Here is an 18,881-nt window from a genome sequence, read left to right as displayed (position 1 = left end):
CGCTTTACGCCTGGCTCGTCGCCGCGGATCGCGCAAGGCCTCCGACCCAGTTGCTGAACAGGAGGGTGGCGGCGGCGCCCGCGGCGAGGTCCGGCCGCAGCCGGAGTCCCGGCAGTTCGGCCGCGAGCGTGGGATCGCGTCTCTGCGTGGCCCGCACCTCGAAGCGGCGCAGGACATCCTCCGTTTGCGGGTCGAAATAGGAGACCGGAATTTTTGGATATTCGTTGCGTTCGCCCGAAAGGTAACGCGCGATGTCGCGCATATATTCCCGCTGCAGCGACAATGCGTCGTATTCAGGATGGCCCTGGAAGAAGACGAATCGGCTTGGCAGATCACGGGTGAAGATGTCGACGCCGACGTCGTTCGACCGCGTCAGGATTTGGTAGCCGCGGCTGGCCAGATCCTGCTCATCCACCGTGTTGAAACGCGAGTGTGAGACCTTGAGCGGCCTGCGGATGTTGCGCGTCATCTGGTCGTCGGCCACTTTGGCGCAATCATAGATGCCGGAACATTTGCCGCTGAGCCGCCGTCGCGCGATGCCGTCGATATGCAGCACGGCCGCGTGGGCGGCAAGGCAGGACCAGATCGTCGAACGCGTGTTGGTCGTCGCCCAATCGATGAGGGCCGTGAGCTCCGGCCAATAGGGCTCATCATGCAGGTCTTCCGCGATCGGCTCGGCGCCGGTCACGATCAGCCCGTCCAGCGACAGGCGGCGCAGCTCGGCAATATCAGCGTAAGTTCGCGCGACATGGGTCTGCGCGGCCGGCGAGCGGCTGATCGAAGGCAACGAGAAGCAATGGAACCGGATCCGCACGTGCGGCGGCGCGGCCGTCCCAAGCAGCCTTGCAAATTGCCGCTCGGTCGCTTTCAGCGCGCCGTCCGGCATGTTGTTGACGAGGCCGATCGCCAGCTCGATCTGCTCGGTCTGCCTGCTGTCGCGCTCGGGCTCGTTCGGAGCCAGCGCGGGGCTTGCGATCGGCCGATTGCTGTCGAACAGCAGCATTGGTGACTGGCGCTATTCGGCTGCAGCAAGCCGGGGCTGCCGGGCGACAGCCTGGGTCAGTGCCTGATCGAGATCCTCGATGATGTCGCTGATGTGTTCGATGCCGATCGAGAGCCTGATCGTCTCGGGCAGAACGCCGGCCTTGCGCTGTTCTTCGGCGGACATCTGCCGATGCGTTGTCGAGGCCGGATGGCAGGCCAGCGACTTGGCGTCACCGATATTGACGAGCCGGGTGATCAGCTTCAGCGAGTCATAGAACGCCTTCCCGGCCTCGAGCCCTCCCCTGATGCCGAAGGTGAAAAGCGAGGAGGCGCGGCCGCCGAGATACTTCTGGACGAGCGGATAGTACGGACTGTCGGAAAAGCCCGCGTAGTTCACCCAGGCCACGCGCGGATCGTTGCGGAGGAATTCGGCGACCTTGCGCGCATTCTCGACGTGGCGCTCCATCCGCAGCGCCACCGTCTCGATGCCCTGCAGCAGCAGGAAGGCGTTGAAGGGCGACAGCACCGCGCCCATCGTGCGCTGATAGACGCTGCGCGCCCGCTGGATGAAGGCGCTCTTGCCGAAATGATCGGTGTAGACGAGGCCGTGATAGGAGGCGTCGGGCTGGCTGAAGGCCGGAAAGCGATCGGCGTGCTGTTTCCAGGGAAAGTTGCCGCTGTCGACCAGAGCTCCGCCGAGCGTCGTGCCGTGGCCGCCGAGAAACTTCGTCAGCGAATGGACGGCGATGTCGGCCCCGTAATCGAATGGCTTCAGGAGAATCGGCGTCGCGACGGTATTGTCGACGAGCAACGGCACGCCATTGCGATGCGCGACCTTCGCAAGCGCCTCGATGTCGCAGACATTACCTGCGGGATTGCCGATGGTCTCGGCAAAGACCGCCCTGGTGTTCTCGTCGATGAGCCGCTCGATGGCGTCGGGCTGGTCGCTCTCTGCGAAGCGACCGATGATCCCCTGCCGCGGCAAGATGTGTCCGAGCAACGTGTGGGTGGTGCCGTAGAGCTGCGGGACGGAGACGATGTTGCCGCCATGGTCGGCGAGGTTGACGAATGCGAAATGCAGCGCAGCCTGGCCGGTGCCGACGGCAAGCGCGCCGACGCCGCCCTCGAGCTCGCTGACGCGCTTCTCGAGCACCGCCGTCGTGGGATTGGAAATCCGGCTGTAGCGATAGCCCTCGGCTTCCAGGTTGAACAGCGCGGCGCCATGATCGGCGCTGTCGAAAGCATAGGCTGCGGTCTGATAGATCGGAACAGCGACGGCTTTCGTGGTCGGATCGGGCTCGTAGCCGGCGTGAATGGCAATGGTCTCGTTGCGCATCGTCGAACTCCGCTCCCGCGCATCGCATATGCCGTTGAGATGCGTTCTGCGCCGTGCCCTTGTTAGAGATGAGGGGTGAAGCGGACAATAATTCGCGACAAGAACGACGAAATAACCCTAACGGATTACGACGGCCGCTGGATATGCGCGACCCGCGATTAGATCTTGAATCAATTTGTCGGTACTCCGAGCATGCGCGCAACCTGCTCTCCGATCTGCGCCAGCGCGGCTTGCGCCCGCGGCAACAGCGCGCTCATGCAGTGGAAGTTATGGATCATGCCGCCATGGCAGACATGTGCAACGGGAACGCCCGCGGCGCGGAGCCGCCGCGCATAGGCATCGCCTTCGTCGCGCATCGGATCGAACTCGGCGGTATGGATGATTGCGGGCGGCAGGCCGACAAGGCGCGCCGCACGAAGAGGAGACACCCTGGGATCAGCGCTGTCTGCACCTTCGGGCAGATAATCCGCAAGGTCGGCCTCGAGGGTCGTCCGGTCGATCAGATAGCCTTCGGCAAAGGCCTCGCGCGAGCCTGAGGTATCGGCGAAGTCGAGTACGGGGCAGATCAGGCACTGCGCTCCGATTGGGACGCCTTCGGTCTGCATTGCCTCCTGGCAGACGACAGCGGCGAGGGCGGCGCCTGCGGAATCGCCGCCGATCACGAGTCGCGTGGCATCAATCCCAAGCGAGGCGGCATTGCGCCAGGCGAACGCCGTGGCTGCAATGGCATCCTCGATTGCGGCCGGGAACGGATGCTCGGGTGCCAGTCGGTAGTCGATCGAGACCAGGCGGCACCCGGTCGCCAGCGCGAGGGCAGCGGTGAGATGGTGATGCGTTTCGATGCTACCGGCCACCATGCCGCCGCCGTGAAAGTAGACGAAGCCCGGCAGCTGCTCGCTGGCTTGATCTGCGGGAGCGTAAAGCCGGTAACGAAGCTCGCTCGCGGCGCCCGGCAGAGTGCCGTCCTTCATCGTTACGCGATTCAGATCGGCCCGGGCGAACTGCATCAGCTTGGCAAGCGATTGCCGGCGCTCTTCGACCGATGGTCGTTGCCGAGCAGGCTTGGCGGCTGCAGCCATCATCGTGAGCAGGCGCTGAGCGCGGGGATCGAGCGGCATGGCGGATCCGATTGACTGGAAAGCTTCGGCCATTCTGCCGGGCAATCCTGAATCGGTCGTGAGCCACAGCGCGTGGACCACGCAAATCGTTAAATCATTCCCGCGAAAAGGAGGCTACAATGTCCACCGGAGCGTCGCGCGAGGCCTTATCATGAGCCACATCGTCAAACCTGTCAGCTATTCGCAGACCTGGACCTTTTTCGAGGGCCAGTGGCAGGAGGGGAATGCGCCGATCATGGGCGTGCGGACGCATGCAACATGGCTCGCCTCGACGGTGTTCGACGGCGCCAGGGCCTTCGAAGGGGTCGCGCCGGATCTCGACCGCCACTGCGCGCGGGTCAATCAATCTGCAACCAACTTCCGGCTCAAGCCGGTGGTGGACGTGGACACCTGGATCGGGCTCGCGCGCGAAGGCATCGCGAAGTTCAGCCCGAATGCCGAGCTTTATATCCGGCCGATGTATTGGGCCCAGCATGGCGCCGGCGGTGGCGTGCTGTTCGATCCCGAGACCACCAATTGGTGCCTGTGCATCTATGAAGCGCCGATGCCACAGCCGACCGGGAACGCCATCACGCTGTCGCCGTTCCGCCGGCCGACCGCCGAATGCGCGCCGGTCGATGCCAAGGCCGCCTGCCTCTATCCGAACAATTCGCGCGCGCTGATCGAAGCGGCGTCCCGCGGCTTCAACAATTGCCTGATGCTCGATCTGCTCGGCAATGTCGCCGAATTCGGCAACGCCAACGTGTTCATGGTCAAGGACGGGGTGGTCTATACGCCGGCGCCGAATGGAACCTTCCTCAACGGCATCACGCGGCAGCGGGTGATCGAGCTGTTGCGGAGCGACGGCGTCACCGTGGTCGAGGCCACGCTGCGCTATGACGACTTCCTGAATGCGGACGAGATCTTCTCCTCCGGCAATTTTGCCAAGGTGGCGCCGGTCATCCGTATCGATGACAGGCAGCTTTCGATCGGTCCGGTCTATACCAGGGCGCGCAAATTGTATTGGGATTACGCGCACGCGATCAAGCTGGCAGCGTAGCTTCAAGGCCCGTACAGTACGAGCTCGGTGTCGCTGAGATTGCCCAGTCGCGGCCGGTGCGGACCCTTGACATATTTCCGGCCGCGGCGCTCGGTAAAGACGCCGATTAGGTCCGGCACCGGACCATTTGCATCGAGCAGGACTGCCATCTTGCCGCGCCCGAGCAGGAAGCGGCCGATGTTGCCGGCATAGGCAACATAGTCAACCGTATCTCGACAGTAGATCAGCTGCATCACGGGCAGGGGAACCAATCCGCGGCGAATCCGGAACGGCTGCAGCACGAAGGGTATGGTCCCGTGCTGGGAGCGGATCGCAATGCTGAGGCAGCCATATCGCGCATGGCGGATCAGGAGTTTCGCTTCCTCGCTCGTCAGGCCGTCAATCGCAGTGGTATCAGCGGTCACGACCTCGATATATGTGCCGCGTTCCGCGCGCGACAGCGCCGGGACCGACAGGACAACGCCTTCGCAATAGGATCGAAAGCCCTGCGCCTCGATGATCGGCCAGGTGCCACGCGCGGCGCTGATATTGAAGTAGGTCACGTCCTTGAGTCGCTGCGCAATTTTGGTCAGCATCGGGGCGCAGTTGCGGAACGCCGGTTCGACATACCAGCTCGACAGGTTGCACCAGACTTGCGCCCCGTCACCGCGTGCAGTGTAGATCAGGAGCAGCACGCCGACCGCTCTGCCTCCGTGATCGAGCATGTAGCCAAAGCGCGGATAGCTCTCCGGTGCCTCCCGCGTGGCCTGACGCTGCAACCCCTTCAGCCAATAGTCCCGGCGGCGGCCCTGGAAGCCGCGTGTCAGCAGATCCGCGATCACATCGAGATCGGCCGGCGTGATCTCCCGGCAGCGGATCATGGGGTTGGGCGCGCTCATCTGACGGCCATGCCCGTCCCTGTACCTATCGCTGCCTGATGATCAGTCCGCGACGACTGCCTGTCGCTCGAGGCCGAGGATCTCTCGCACCGGCGACGGCCATTTGTTCTGCTCCGTGCCGTGGGTGTGAAACATCGCCACGGCCAGGCGGTCCATACCGAACGCCACGCAGCCGGTATGGGCCGGTTCGCCGTTCGCATCAACGATGTCCCAGGTGGTGCCGAAATGCTCGCGATGATAGTTGAAGCTCATGCAGGCGGTCGGCTGGTCCTCCGAGCGCAGCGGCACCAGCAGCTCGAATTTGAGCGACTGCTGTTTCTGGCTCACCGCCTTCATCTGGCCGACACGACCGAAAAAGAGGTCGCTGGCCTGATCGACGCGGAAGGAAAGACCGAGGTCGCGTGCGATCGCCTGTGCCCGCACCATCCAGCGCTCGCGGAACGCGGAAACATCGTTGGGCGTGCCGATGCAGACATATTCGCGCATCCGGAACGATTGCAGCCGGTCGAGGTGCCGCGACGGCTCGCGGCGGAAGCAATCAGCCGCCACGTCGAAGCGCAGCCCACCCTTGGGAGGCGCTCCGCGACTCGCCGCGATCGGATAGACCGGATAGCAGGCCGCGGGCGACAGCACGAGGTCGGCGGGTGACAGCGATGTGGTCCAGTCGCCGCCGGCGTCGAAGCGGCTGACGGCGGCGTTGATGTCGCGCTCGGTCCCGTGCAGGCCGCAGACGCAGCCCAGCAGATTCGGAAAGCTCTTGAGGTAGCCGGATTTCTCCAGTTGGGCGCGGCTCATCACCGGCGGGAAGCGCATCACCTCGGTGCCGGGCTCGCGATGCCGCGTGATCAGCGCTGCAAGCCGCTCGACCATGTCCTCGTAGAGCGCAGTCCGAGCATAGACGCCGTCCGCACCCATGCGGTGAAACAGCCTGTCGGTGAGATGATCCAAGGGATCAGCAGGCTGCGGCGCAATCTCGGGCGATTGCGGCAGAACGGGAATGGTCATCGTGGAAGATCCCAAATGCGAAGATCGGGTGGAGAAATGAGGGGCGGCCTCAGTCGTGCAATGAGGTCGGGACTGCGCTCATCAAGCTCGAGGTCGAGACGTTGGCGAGGATGCGATCGTTGTTGATCATGATCGGCGCGGACAGCACGTCGCGCAAGTGACGCCCAATCGTGAATTCGCCGTCGTTGCGATAGCCGGAAAGGCCGCAGGCCCGCATCGCCCGCATCACGGTCTCGACCGCGAGCTCGGAGGCCTCGACCTTGAGCAGCGTGATCGAAGACTGGAAGTCGAGCGAGGACAGCGCGCGCTCGTCATATTCGCGGGCAATGAAGGCATCCATGTTGGTCGAGATCATGGCGCGGAACTTGGCCAGCGACATCTTCGCCGCGGTGAAATGTGCCGCCGCGGGCGGCATCTGTCCGCCGGCGCTGCGCGCGGCCTTGCGGATGAAGCGCTGGGCCCGCTGGACGGCTGCCGCAGCGACGCCGGCCCAGGCGGAGGACCAGGTCAGATGCGCAAACGGCGTCATGGTCTGGACGTGGATGCGGTCGTAGGATTCTGGAAAAACCCGGTCCGCCGGGCAATGTACTTTGAGCTCGAAGCCCTTCGAGCAGGTGCCGCGCATGCCGAGCGTTTCCCAGCCGAGCGTCGGTTTCAGCGAATAGTCGTCGACGGTGAGCGCCAGCAACACCTGGTCGGATGCCGCTGCATCGTCGGCGCGCCGCGCAATGGTCACCAGCCCGTCCGCTTCGGCGCCATAGGAAATCACGGTGGCATCGCGCAACAAGGTGATCTCGTCGCCGCTCTGACTGATCGCAGCCGCGCTGGCGCGGATGTTGCCGCCGTTTTGCCCCTCGGTGGTGGATGACGCCAGGAGCAGCTGCTCGGAGGCGATGCGGCGCATCAGCGCCTCGATATGGGCGTTGCCCCGGCCGTGCCGGACCAGGCACGCCACTTTGGTCTGATGCATCGCGAAGATCATCGCAGTGGAGGCACAGGCTCGGCCCAGCGTGTAACAGACTTCCGCAATATCTTGGACCGAGGCGCCGAAGCCGCCGAACTCGACCGGGATCTGCATGCCCAGTAGCTTCTGCTGGCGCGCGGCATCGATCGCAGCCTTGGGGAAGCGCGCCTGCCGGTCGACCTCGTCCGCTTCCGCCGCCGCCTGCGCGGCAACCGCCGACATCCGCTGCAGGAACATGGAGCCGCGGTCGAGCAGCAGGTGTTCGACTTCGCCCGGCGCGGGGTGATGCAGTGTGCTGTCTTGGACGTTCATGACCCGATCTTGCCTCCGAATTGCCGGTCAGAGATCGGGGCGTCCGGCATGCAGCGATACCGAAACGCAACTCTGACTCATTGGAACTTGCCCGTCAGCGTATGGATTTGATTCAAATGCGTCGACGGAATTCAGGGTAAACACGATCTATTCCGGACACGTCGGTTAACTCCCGGTTTTTGCGTTTCGGAAGATTGTCAGCAAGACGTTAGCCTTAAGATCAGATGCAGGAGTCCCTCGCCACCCGCGGTGCTGAATTTACGCCGTGGCCGCGTTATTTTCAGGTGGACATATCGCGATGGATTTTCGCGAATTTCGCGAGCTGAGAGGACGTGAATGCAGGCCCTGGAAACCAACATCCGCAGCCGGATCGAGACCCTGGTGCGCGAGATCCTCGTGCAGAACTCCGTGTCGGTCGAACTCTCTCCCGAGGCGCTGCTGGTCGATGTCGGCCTCACCTCGATGGACATGGTCAACCTGATGCTCGCGGTCGAAGCGGAGTTCGACTTCACCATCCCGCAGGAGCTGATCACGCCGGAGAACTTCCAATCGGTGGCGACGCTGGAACGGCTGGTCGCGGACCAGTTGCAGGCGGCCGAGGCCGCCTGAGCCGCTCGCGAAGCGTGGCGGGTCACATCTTTGGGCACACCCGCCGGTAGCCATTTTCAATTTGCCCTAAAGCTGGCATAGCTCGTCCCGGACGGAGACGGGGTGAGCATGACAAGGTCGGTTCTGGGCATTATCGGCGGTTCGGGCATTTATGACCTCCCGGGCCTTGAGAACGCGCGCGAAGAGGCGATTGCAAGTCCGTGGGGCGAGCCGTCGGCACCGGTCCGCCGCGGCACCATCGCGGGCCTGCCGATCGTGTTCCTGCCGCGCCATGACAAGGGCCATCGGCTCTCGCCCTCCGACATCAACTACCGCGCCAATATCGACGTCCTGAAGCGCGCCGGCGTCACCGACCTGGTGTCGCTGTCGGCCTGCGGTTCCTTCAAGGAAGAGTTGCCGCCCGGCACCTTCGTGCTCGTCGATCAATTCGTCGACCGCACCTACAAGCGCGAGAGCTCATTCTTCGGCAAGGGCTGCGTCGCCCACGTGTCGATGGCGCACCCGGTCTCGCCCCGACTGCGCATCCATCTGGCGGCGGCCGCGGAGATCGAGGGGATTCCGATCGCGCGCGGCGGCACCTATGTCTGCATGGAGGGGCCGCAATTCTCGACCTATGCCGAGAGCATGACCTACAAGCTGTCAGGCTATTCGGTGATCGGCATGACCAACATGCCCGAGGCCAAGCTCGCGCGCGAGGCGGAGATCTGCTACGCGACGGTGGCGATGGTGACGGATTTCGACTGCTGGCATCCGGACCATGACGCCGTCACGGTGCAGGACATCATCCGCGTGTTGACGACGAATGCGGACAAGGCCAAGACGCTCGTCGCCAGGCTCGCGCAGGATTTTCCGCGCGAACACGAATCCTGCCCGATCGGCTCCGACCGGGCGCTCGATACCGCTCTGATCACCGCGCCGGAGGCACGTGATCCGGAACTGCTCAAGAAGCTCGACGCCGTTGCGGGACGGGTGTTGCGGAGCCAGATCTGAGAACCAATTCTGAGAAGGGGCGCGCGGATGAAGGTGGACGGCAGGCACTACCGCAGCATCTGGCTCGATGCCGACGGCTGGACGGTCGCCGCGATTGATCAGCGCCGGCTGCCGCATGAGTTCGTCGTTGCGAAGCTGACCACGTGCGAGGAAGCGGCGGACGCGATCCGGACGATGCTGGTGCGCGGGGCGCCGCTGATCGGCGCCACCGCCGCCTTCGGCATGGCGCTCGCGATGCGCGACGATCGCTCCGATCCGGCGATCGACCGCGCCTACCAGATGTTGCTGTCGACGCGACCAACCGCGATCAACTTGAAATGGGCACTCGATACGATGAGCGCCATGCTGCGACGGCTGGCGCCGTCGGAGCGGCGGGATGCCGCCTATTCCCGCGCGGTCGATATCGCCGGCGAGGACGTGATCATCAATCAGGGCATCGCGCAGCATGGCTTCGAGCTGATCGAGGCGATCGCCGCGCAGAAGAAGGCGGGCGAGCCTGTTAACGTGCTGACCCATTGCAATGCCGGTTGGCTGGCCACCGTGGATTGGGGTACCGCGACTGCGCCGATCTATCTGGCTCGCGATCGCGGCATTCCTGTTCATGTCTGGGTCGACGAGACCAGGCCGCGCAATCAGGGCGCCTCGCTCACCGCCTGGGAGCTCGGTCATCATGGCGTGCCGCATACGGTGATTCCGGATAATACCGGCGGGCACCTGATGCAGCATGACATGGTCGATTTGGCCATCGTCGGCACCGATCGCGTCGCCGCCAATGGCGATGTCTGCAACAAGATCGGCACCTATCTGAAAGCGCTGGCCGCACATGACAATGGAGTGCCGTTCTATGTGGCGCTGCCGTCGCCGACCATCGACTTCGCGGTGGCTGACGGCCGGCAGATCCCGATCGAGCAGCGTGGCGCCAGCGAGGTCACCGATATGACCGGGCGAACGGCGGACGGCCGGTTGGAGACGGTGCGGATCGTGCCGCCGAATTCACCGGTTGCGAATTACGGCTTCGACGTGACGCCGGCGCGGCTGGTGACCGGCCTGATCACCGAGCGCGGCGTGCTCAATGCCGATCGGGCCTCGCTCGCTGCGGCGTTTCCGGAGCGGGCGAAGCAGATGAACTGTTAGACTAATCGTCATTGCGAGGAGCGCGAGCTCCGAAGCAATCCAGAATCTTAACCGTGGATTGCTTCGCTTCGCTCGCAATGACGGCTATGTTAGGCTCAACCCGGTGGCCGCCTCGAGCTCGACGATCGCCTGTGCGGCGCTCACGACCTTGATCGTGGTCATGCCGAGCTCGCGCGCGGGCTTCAGATTGACGCCGAGATCGTCGAGATAGACGCAGGCCTTCGCATCGACCCCGAGCGTCTCGACCATCATCTCGTAGATGCGCGGATCCGGCTTGCGCAGGCCGATCTTGGCGGACTCGATGACGTGATCGAACAGCGCCATCACCTCGGTGACGTAGAGCGTGCGCCCGGCCTGGCTGCCGATCGCATTCGCCGGCAGATTGTTGGTGATGCAGCCGGTCTTGAAGCGCGCCTTGATGCGCTTCAGCGCCTCCACCATCTCTGGACGCAGGTCGCCGGCCAGCAGCGGCAGCACCTCTCTGCCGCGCACCGCGGCGCCGCCGAGCGCCAGCGACTCCTCCGCGAACAGGCGATCGAAGGTGTCGAGATCGATCTCGGCGCGCTCGAACTTCGCCCAGGCATTTTCCAGGTGATTGGCGGCGTTGGTGGTGCGGATGATGTCGGCGGGATAGCCGCGCTCCTGCTCGAACCGGGCGAACGCCTCGAATGGCGAGGTCGTCAACACCCCGCCGAAATCAAAGATCACCGCCTCGATCATCGCTTCCTCTTCTGTTTCCATCATTGTTCAGGAGAACGGCTAGCACGTGCCAGGCAGCTTGGCGACATCGGCATGACCCGCTATTGCTGCGGGCGATGACATCTCTCCTGAAGATTTCCGCGGCGATCGCGCTGCTCAGCGTGTCTCCCGCCTTTGCCATCGTCGGCGGCGCGCCGGCCGCCAACGACGCCGCCGGCCGGTCGGTTGTGACCCTCGTCGGCTCGCGCGGCAATTTCTGTAGCGGCGCGCTGATCGCGCCGAGGCTGGTCCTGACCGCCGGCCATTGCGTGCAGCCCGGTGCAGACTACCGCATCGTGGAATATGACCGCGATCACAAGCCGCAGCTGAAAGGCGTCAGGCGCGTGGCCGTGCATCCCGCCTTCAATCTGCAGGCGATCCTGGCGCATCGGGCCACGGCCGACGTTGCGCTCCTGGAACTGGACGCGCCGACCAAAGCCGGTCAGCCTGCTGCGCTTGGCATGCCGCAGCTTCCGCTCAATGCCGGCAATGCCTTTGCGATCGCGGGCATCGGCGTCACGATCAGAGGCGATGGCAAGAGCGGCGGCGTGGTGCGAACGGCGTCACTTATCGCAACCGGCAGGCCCGGCACTTTGCAGATCAGGCTGGTCGATCCCACAACGCAGGGCACTACGTCGGGCCTCGGCGCCTGCACCGGCGATTCCGGTGGGCCGGCGTTCGAGCAGCAACCGTCCGGTCCGATGATCATTGGCGTCATCTCGTGGTCGACCGGACCGAACGTCACGGATGGCTGCGGCGGGCTGACCGGCGTTACGCCGCTGACATTGTATCGGGACTGGATCGTGCAGACCGCGCGACAATGGGGCATGCCGCTCGGCGGAAATTGACTCCGATCGATGTCGTCGAACGGTACGCAGGGATCAGTTGACCGCGCGCGCGATCAGGTCCAGCCTGAGGGCTGAGGAAAACACGCCCAAACTCAGCCCGAAGGCAAACAACAACAATGAACGTCGTCGCGCCCGTGCGGGAGGCATCGGACTCCCGTGTCACCGAGCATTTTGATGTGCTGATTGTCGGCGCCGGCATCTCCGGCATCGGCAGCGCCTATCACCTGACAAAGAGCCTGCCTGACAGCAGCTTCGTGATTCTCGAGAGCCAGGAGGGTTACGGCGGCACCTGGCTCACGCATCGTTATCCCGGCATCCGCTCCGACAGTGACCTGCACACCTTCGGCTACAGCTTCAAGCCGTGGGTCGGGCCGCCGATCGCGACCGCCCAGGAAATCCTGAGCTACATGGGTGAGGTGATCGACGAGAACGATCTCGCCCGCCATATCCGCTATCAGCACAAGATCATCGCTGCGAGCTGGTCAAGCGCCAGCAATGTCTGGACCATCGATGCCGTGAAGGGCGCGGCCGAAGAGCCGGTGCGTTTCACCGCGAACTTCCTCTGGATGTGCCAGGGCTACTATCGCCATTCCGAAGGCTACACGCCGGAATGGCCTGACATGGCCGCATTCAAAGGACGTATCGTGCATCCGCAGCGCTGGCCGGATGATCTCGCGCTGGATGGCAAGCGCGTCGTCGTGATCGGCTCCGGCGCCACTGCCGCCACGATCCTGCCCGCGATTGCCGACAAATGCGCGCATGTCACCATGCTGCAGCGGTCGCCGACCTATTTCCGCCTCGGCCGCAACGTGATCGAGCTTGCCCAGGAGCTTCGCAAGCTCCAGGTCAAGGAAGAATGGATCCACGAGATCGTCCGCCGCAAGATTCTGTTCGAGCAGGACGCGTTCACCAGGCGCTGCATCGGCGAACCGGAGCAAGTGAAGAAGGAGCTGATCGGCCAGATCAGCGCGATCCTCGGCCCCGACTACGCGGCGAAGCATTTCACCCCGAGCTACCGGCCGTGGCGGCAGCGCATTGCCTTCGTGCCCGACGCTGATCTGTTCGAGGGCATCAAGAGCGGAAAGGCCTCGGTGGTGACCGATGAGATCGAGCGTTTCACCGAAGGCGGAATCAAGCTCAAGTCCGGCGAAGAGCTGCCAGCCGATATCATCATCACCGCAACCGGCTTTAACCTGTGCGTGCTCGGTGACATCGCATTTTCGATCGACGACAAGCCGCTCGATTTCGCCGATACCGTGACCTATCGCGGTATGATGTTCACGGGGGTGCCGAACATGGCCTGGGTGTTCGGCTATTTCCGCGCCAGCTGGACCCTGCGCACCGATCTGGTCGCGGATTTCGTCTGCCGTCTGCTGAAGCACATGAAGGAGATAGGTGCGCGCAAGGTGGTGCCGGCGCTGCGCGCGGAAGACCACAACATGCCGCTGCTGTCCTGGATCGATCCGGAGAACTTCAATCCCGGCTACATGATGCGCAACATGCATCTGTTGCCGAAGCGCGGCGACAAGCCGGAATGGCAGCACAGCCAGGACTATTGGGCCGAGAAGGACGAGATTCCGGCAATCGATCTCGACGACAAGGCGTTCGTGTATAGTTGAGCTCGTGGAGGGCTACTACTACCGCGTCACAAACGCCGTCATTCCGGGGCAGCCCGTCAGGGCTGAACCCGGAATCTCGAGATTCTCAGGTACGCAATTGCGCACCATAGCTCGATGTTGCCGCATCGTCTCGGAATGACGCTGAGAGGTCGATGCCTAGCGCGCAATTGCGCGCGCGAAGCGGGATCCATAACGACCGGCAGATGTTGCTGCGAGAAGGCGCTCAATGCGCCTCGTCCCAATTGGTCGCCGCGCGCGCATCGACATGAAGCGGGACCGACAGCAGCACCGCCGGGAACGGCGCGTCCTGCATGACATGCCGCACGACGGGGAGCGTCGCTTCGACTTCCTCGTCAGGCACCTCGAAGATCAGTTCGTCATGCACCTGCAGCAGCATCTGCGCCGATAGCTTGTGTCGGGCAAGCGCGTCTTCCACCCGCGTCATGGCGCGGCGGATGATGTCGGCAGCCGTGCCCTGCAGCCTCGCATTGATCGCCGCGCGCTCGTTGAACGAGCGCACCGAGGCGTTGCTGGCCTTGATCTCCGGATAGTGACATTTGCGGCCGAACAGCGTGGTGACATAGCCGTGCTTGCGGCAGAACTCCTTGGTCGCATCCATGTAGTCGCGGATGCCGGGAAAGCGCTCGAAATAACGCTTGATGTAAGCGGACGCCTCCTCGCGCGGGATGCCGAGCTGGTTGGCGAGACCGAATGCCGAGATGCCGTAGATGATGCCGAAATTGATTGCTTTGGCCCGGCGCCGCACCTCGCTCGGCATGTCCTTGATCGGCACGCCGAACATTTCGGAGGCCGTCATGGCGTGAATGTCGAGCCCGTCCTTGAACGCTTGCTTCAACACCGGAATGTCGGCGATCTCGGCCAGCAGCCGCAATTCGATCTGAGAATAGTCCGCCGACACCAGCTTGTGGCCGGGTGTGGCGATGAAGGCGCGGCGGATCTTGCGGCCGTCCTCGGTGCGAACAGGGATGTTCTGCAGGTTCGGCTCGTTTGACGACAGCCGCCCGGTGGTGGTTGCCGCCAGCGCGTAGGTCGTGTGCACGCGATGGGTCTGCGCATTGACGTAGGCCGGCAGCGCGTCGGTGTAGGTCGATTTCAGCTTGGAGACCTGCCGCCATTCCAGGATCTTGCGCGGCAGCTCGTGGCCCTGCTCTGCGAGATCGTCGAGCACCTGCGCCGAGGTCGACCAGGCGCCGGTCTTGGTCTTGCTGCCGCCGGGCAGTCCCATCTTGCCGAAGATGATGTCGCCGATCTGCTTGGGGCTGCCGACATTGATCGGCTCGCCCGCGATCTCCTGGATCTCGGCCTCGACCCTTGCTGCGGTCTGGGCGAAATCCCCTGATAGCCGCGACAGCACCTGGCGATCGATCGAGATGCCGCGCCGCTCCATCCGCGCCAGCACCGAGACCAGCGGCCGCTCCAGGGTCTCATAGACCGCGGTCATGCGTTCGGCGACGAGGCGCGGCTTCAGGACGCGCCACACCCGGTAGATCACGTCGGCATCTTCGGCCGAATAGGCCGTCGCGCGATCGATCGCGACCTGATCGAAGGAGAGCTTGTTCTTGCCGCTGCCGATCAACTCGCCATGGCTGATGATGGCGTGGCCGAGCAGATGTTCAGAGAGCGACTCCAGCTTGTGCGAGCCGCGCCCGGCATCGAGCGCATACGACATCAGCTGCACGTCGTCGTAGTTTCTCAAGGTAATGCCGGCCTGCGCCAGCATCACGGCGGCGAATTTGATGTTGAAGCCGATCTTCAGAATGCCAGGTGATTCCAGGATCGGCTTGAGCGCGTCGAGCGCATCGCGCTCCTTGATCTGGTCCGCTACGAGGCCGGCGTCGAACAGTCCGGCGCCGTCGCCGGCCTCGCGATGCGCGAGCGGGATGTAGCAGGCGTCGTTGGCCGAGCGTGCCAGCGCAATGCCGCAGAACTCGGCCTGCATCGGATCGATCGAGCTGGCCTTGGCCTCGACGACAACATGGCCGACATCATGGATGCGGGCGATCCAGGCTTTCAGTTCGTTGAGATTGCGGATGGTCTGGTAGGCCGTCCGATCGATGCGTGCAGCCTTTGCAGCGTCTGCACGCGCCGAGGTCAGCGCGACCGGCGTGCCCTTGCTGCTGGCCGTCTTGTCAGTGCGCGGATCGGCGCTCCTGCTTGGCGCGTTCGGCAGCGGCTTGTTCGGTGCACTGCCTTCCTCAGTTGCGGGCCGAGACGAGGAACGCTCGCTCTGAGAGGGCGGGGTGGGGGCGGAGCCTGCACCCGTAGCACTCTTCAAATGCTCGTCGGCGGCAACATCCGCCGGATCGATCTGCGAATAGTCCGCGACGCGCCGGGTCAGCGTCGAGAACTCCATCGCCTTCAGGAACGAGATCAGCTTGCGTGGATCGGGCTCGTGCACGGCGAGGTCGTCGAGCGGCACTTCCAGATCAACCTTGTCGTCGAGCAGCACCAGCTGGCGCGAGATCCGCGCCTTCTCGGCGTTCTCGATCAGCGCCTCGCGGCGCTTCGGCTGCTTGATCTCGCCAGCGCGCGTCAGCAGTCCTTCCAGATCGCCATATTCGGTGATCAGCTGCGCCGCGGTTTTGATGCCGATGCCGGGAACGCCCGGCACGTTGTCGGTGGAGTCGCCGGCGAGCGCCTGCACCTCGACCACCTTCTCAGGCGGCACGCCGAACTTCTCGATCACCTCGGCGATACCGATGCGGCGATCCTTCATCGTGTCGTACATCGTGACGCAATCGGTGACGAGCTGCATCAGGTCCTTGTCGGAGGAGACGATCGTGGTGCTCGCGCCGCGCTCGCAGGCCTGCCGCGCATAGGTCGCGATCAGGTCGTCGGCTTCGAAGCCTGACTGCTCCAGGCAGGGCAGGTCGAATGCGCGCACGGCCTCGCGGATCAGCGCGAATTGCGGGATGAGGTCGTCGGGGGCGGGCGGCCGGTGCGCCTTGTAGTCGGGATAGATGGTGTTGCGGAAGGTCACTTCCGACTTGTCGAACACGATGGCGAGATGGGTCGGCCGGTTGTCCTCGGGCATCTCGCGCAACAGCTTCCACAGCATGTTGCAGAAGCCGAGCACGGCATTGACCTGCAGCCCGTCCGATTTGCGGTTGAGCGGCGGCAGCGCGTGATAGGCGCGGAAGATGTAGGACGAGCCGTCGACCAGGAACACATGGTCGCCCTTTTGGGCACCTTTGGCAGCAGCTGTCACTGCCGCCTTTTCGGCGGCGGGCACAGCGGTGACGGGCTTGGCGGCGGCGGCTTTCTGGGGGGCTTTGGGCATGCCGCCAATTTAGGAATTTTTGGCGCGGAATGACAGCCATTCAGAGCGGCGTGCGCACCGGATTTTTCGCCTGGCGGCCCGGCTTGACGCAGCGTGCCAGGAACTGCATGACGGCGCGAACCAGGGGCGCGCGGCTCAGATCGCGGTGGACGACGAGCCAGATCTCGCGGGTGATCTCGCTACGGCCGGGATCAAAGCGGACGAGCTGCGGATCGGGGTCGCCGAGAAAATGCGGCAGCGCCGCCAATCCGACGCCGGTGCGCGCCGCAGCCGCCTGGTTCTCCAGGTCACTGGTCAACAGCACGATCGCGCGCCGGCCGGCAATCGCCTTCAGCCATTGCTGCTGCGGCGCTTCGTCCATGCTGGCATCATAGGCGATGAAGCTCACCGCGGAGGGCGGCGTTTCGCGCAAGTAAGCCGGTGCACCATAGAGGCTGAAACCGAAAGAGCCGATCCGGCGCGCAACGAGGCCTGCTTCCGCCGGACGCGACAGCCGCAAGGCTACGTCGGCCTCGCGGCGGTTCAGCGACGCGGCCCGCTTCTCGCCGATCAGCTTGATCGTGAGGCCCGGATGCTGGCGTCGCAGCTCGATCAGCTTGGGTGCGATCATGGCATTGGCCAGCGAAGGCGGCGCGCTGATCGTAACCTGGCCCACAAGCCCAGGACGCGCCGCCTTGATGGTGCGTTCGACCGCATAGGCTGCGTCCTCCATCGGTGCTGCCGCGGCGGCGAGCCGGCGCCCATCCTCCGTCAGCACATAGAGGTGGGCGCGCCGATCGACCAGCTTCAGCCGCGTGGCCCGCTCCAGCGCGGCAATGCGGCGGGCCACCGTGACATGATCGACGCCCAGCGTGCGGGCGGCGGCCGACAGCGTGCCCTCGCGGGCGAGCATGACGAAATGATGCAGATCGGTCCAGTCGATCATGTGCAAAATTGAACATCAGAGGCGAGCTTTTGGGCAGTTTCGCATAATAACGCTGTCCCTCACAATGCCCTTCTCGAGACAGACATGTGAGGCGGAAGAGATGGCCATCGTGGTTCGCGTGACGGCTCCAGGAGGCGCGGAGAATCTGGAACTTGCCGAGGTCGAAGTCGCAGCGCCCGGGCCCGGTGAGATCCGGCTCGATCAGACCGCGATCGGCGTCAATTTCATCGACATCTATCAGCGCCGCGGGCTTTATCCCCTGCCGGGCGGGATTCCCGGGGTTGAGGCGGTGGGCATCGTGACCGCCGTCGGTGCCGATGTGACTGACGTGACGATCGGCGACCGCGTCGCCTATGCGGGCGCGCCGGTCGGGGCCTATGCGTCGGTGCGCAATCTGCCGGCCTGGCGGGCGGTCAAGCTTCCGCCGTCGCTGTCGGACGAAAGCGTCGCGTCCGCCTTCGTCAAGGGCATCACGGCTTTCATGCTGCTGAACCGCGTCTATCCGGTGCAAGCCGGCAGCACGGTGCTGGTGCATAGCGCCGCGGGCGGCCTCGGTCAGGTGCTGACGCGATGGGCCAGCCGCCGCGGTGCGACCGTGATCGGCACGGTCGGGTCGGATGCCAAGGCCGAGCTTGCCCGCGCAGCGGGAGCGCATCAGGTCATCATCGGTCGCGATGCCGATTTCGCTCATGCCGTGGCCGAGCTGACGAATGGCCGCGGTGTCGATGTGGCCTATGACGGCATCGGCGGTACGACGCTGACGAAGACGCTCGCCTGTGTCAGGCCGTTCGGCGTCGTCGCCAGCATCGGCCAGTCTGGTGGGCCGATTCCGAAGCTCGACCTTGATGAGCTCGGGCCCCGGCGCAGCCTGAGCTTGGCGCGCCCGAGCGTGATGACCTACATGAACGACCGAGATGAGTATCGCCGCGCCGCCGCTGCCGTACTGGCGGCGCTGATCGCGCGCGAACTCGTCGGCATCGTGACGGCCTATCCGCTCGCAGAAGCCGCCAGCGCTCATCTCGATCTCGAGAATGGGCGCAGTCGCGGCGCACTGTACCTGGTCCCGTAGCTGAGTTCGTGC

General features: G+C 64.3%; 16 protein-coding genes. 7 read left to right on the top strand and 9 right to left on the bottom strand.

Annotated elements, in window-relative coordinates; genetic code table 11:
• Positions 1-4 precede the first annotated feature (4 nt).
• The 3 genes from metA to ACQR1W_RS36170 all read right to left on the bottom strand — a co-directional run bounded on the left by metA (position 5) and on the right by ACQR1W_RS36170 (position 3,438).
• On the bottom strand, positions 5-1,003 hold the full coding sequence (metA, locus tag ACQR1W_RS36180) for a homoserine O-succinyltransferase MetA (protein WP_434855241.1): 999 nt from the start codon (positions 1,001-1,003) through the stop codon (positions 5-7).
• A gap of 12 nt (positions 1,004-1,015) precedes the next feature.
• A complete protein-coding gene (locus ACQR1W_RS36175) occupies positions 1,016-2,320 on the bottom strand; it encodes an O-acetylhomoserine aminocarboxypropyltransferase/cysteine synthase family protein (protein ID WP_434855240.1) in 1,305 nt (434 codons plus the stop codon).
• Between the two features lie 170 nt (positions 2,321-2,490).
• On the bottom strand, positions 2,491-3,438 hold the full coding sequence (locus ACQR1W_RS36170) for an alpha/beta hydrolase (protein WP_434855239.1): 948 nt from the start codon (positions 3,436-3,438) through the stop codon (positions 2,491-2,493).
• Positions 3,439-3,589: 151 nt separating this feature from the next.
• On the opposite strand from ACQR1W_RS36170, the gene ACQR1W_RS36165 reads away from it, so the two are divergent.
• On the top strand, positions 3,590-4,477 hold the full coding sequence (locus ACQR1W_RS36165; RefSeq protein ID WP_434855238.1) for a branched-chain amino acid aminotransferase: 888 nt from the start codon (positions 3,590-3,592) through the stop codon (positions 4,475-4,477).
• Positions 4,478-4,479: 2 nt separating this feature from the next.
• Here the strand turns inward: ACQR1W_RS36165 and ACQR1W_RS36160 are convergent, their stop codons facing one another.
• The 3 genes from ACQR1W_RS36160 to ACQR1W_RS36150 are packed head-to-tail and all read right to left on the bottom strand — an operon-like array spanning position 4,480 to position 7,636.
• Positions 4,480-5,355 (bottom strand): acyl-CoA acyltransferase, encoded by an 876-nt coding sequence (locus ACQR1W_RS36160; RefSeq protein WP_434855237.1) that lies wholly within the window; start codon positions 5,353-5,355, stop codon positions 4,480-4,482.
• A gap of 42 nt (positions 5,356-5,397) precedes the next feature.
• The gene (locus tag ACQR1W_RS36155) at positions 5,398-6,360 is read right to left on the bottom strand and encodes an amino acid--[acyl-carrier-protein] ligase (protein ID WP_434855236.1); all 963 of its coding nucleotides are present in this window, start codon (positions 6,358-6,360) and stop codon (positions 5,398-5,400) included.
• Between the two features lie 49 nt (positions 6,361-6,409).
• The gene (locus tag ACQR1W_RS36150; protein ID WP_434855235.1) at positions 6,410-7,636 is read right to left on the bottom strand and encodes an acyl-CoA dehydrogenase family protein; all 1,227 of its coding nucleotides are present in this window, start codon (positions 7,634-7,636) and stop codon (positions 6,410-6,412) included.
• Between the two features lie 336 nt (positions 7,637-7,972).
• On the opposite strand from ACQR1W_RS36150, the gene ACQR1W_RS36145 reads away from it, so the two are divergent.
• The 3 genes from ACQR1W_RS36145 to mtnA all read left to right on the top strand — a co-directional run bounded on the left by ACQR1W_RS36145 (position 7,973) and on the right by mtnA (position 10,369).
• Complete coding sequence (locus ACQR1W_RS36145) at positions 7,973-8,245, top strand: phosphopantetheine-binding protein (RefSeq protein ID WP_434855234.1); 273 nt, start codon at positions 7,973-7,975, stop codon at positions 8,243-8,245.
• 108 nt (positions 8,246-8,353) lie between these two features.
• The gene (locus ACQR1W_RS36140) at positions 8,354-9,235 is read left to right on the top strand and encodes an S-methyl-5'-thioadenosine phosphorylase (protein ID WP_434855233.1); all 882 of its coding nucleotides are present in this window, start codon (positions 8,354-8,356) and stop codon (positions 9,233-9,235) included.
• Between the two features lie 27 nt (positions 9,236-9,262).
• Positions 9,263-10,369, top strand: coding sequence for an S-methyl-5-thioribose-1-phosphate isomerase (mtnA, locus tag ACQR1W_RS36135; RefSeq protein WP_434855232.1), 1,107 nt, complete (start codon positions 9,263-9,265; stop codon positions 10,367-10,369).
• An 84-nt stretch (positions 10,370-10,453) separates the two neighbouring features.
• Here the strand turns inward: mtnA and ACQR1W_RS36130 are convergent, their stop codons facing one another.
• Positions 10,454-11,089, bottom strand: coding sequence for an HAD-IA family hydrolase (locus tag ACQR1W_RS36130; protein ID WP_434855282.1), 636 nt, complete (start codon positions 11,087-11,089; stop codon positions 10,454-10,456).
• A gap of 95 nt (positions 11,090-11,184) precedes the next feature.
• On the opposite strand from ACQR1W_RS36130, the gene ACQR1W_RS36125 reads away from it, so the two are divergent.
• Entirely contained in the window at positions 11,185-11,955 is a 771-nt protein-coding gene (locus tag ACQR1W_RS36125; RefSeq protein ID WP_434855231.1) for a S1 family peptidase, read from the top strand.
• Between the two features lie 116 nt (positions 11,956-12,071).
• Positions 12,072-13,574: a flavin-containing monooxygenase gene (locus ACQR1W_RS36120; protein WP_434855230.1), complete on the top strand. Its 1,503-nt coding sequence runs from the start codon at positions 12,072-12,074 to the stop codon at positions 13,572-13,574.
• A gap of 223 nt (positions 13,575-13,797) precedes the next feature.
• Here ACQR1W_RS36120 and polA read toward each other — a convergent pair whose 3' ends face one another.
• Positions 13,798-16,875 carry a DNA polymerase I gene (gene polA, locus ACQR1W_RS36115; protein WP_434855229.1) on the bottom strand — a complete coding sequence of 1,026 codons (3,078 nt, stop codon included), beginning with the start codon at positions 16,873-16,875 and terminating at the stop codon, positions 13,798-13,800.
• Positions 16,876-16,915: 40 nt separating this feature from the next.
• Positions 16,916-17,800: a LysR family transcriptional regulator gene (locus ACQR1W_RS36110; protein ID WP_434855228.1), complete on the bottom strand. Its 885-nt coding sequence runs from the start codon at positions 17,798-17,800 to the stop codon at positions 16,916-16,918.
• A 100-nt stretch (positions 17,801-17,900) separates the two neighbouring features.
• On the opposite strand from ACQR1W_RS36110, the gene ACQR1W_RS36105 reads away from it, so the two are divergent.
• Positions 17,901-18,869, top strand: a complete 969-nt coding sequence (locus tag ACQR1W_RS36105) for a quinone oxidoreductase family protein (RefSeq protein WP_434855227.1) — start codon at positions 17,901-17,903, stop codon at positions 18,867-18,869.
• Positions 18,870-18,881: the final 12 nt, after the last annotated feature.

The organism is Bradyrhizobium sp. HKCCYLS1011 (genome assembly GCF_051167795.1).
GTDB lineage: Bacteria > Pseudomonadota > Alphaproteobacteria > Rhizobiales > Xanthobacteraceae > Bradyrhizobium.
The sequence above is the reverse complement of the archived record's forward strand: the minus strand, read 5'-3'. Positions and strand labels throughout refer to the sequence as shown.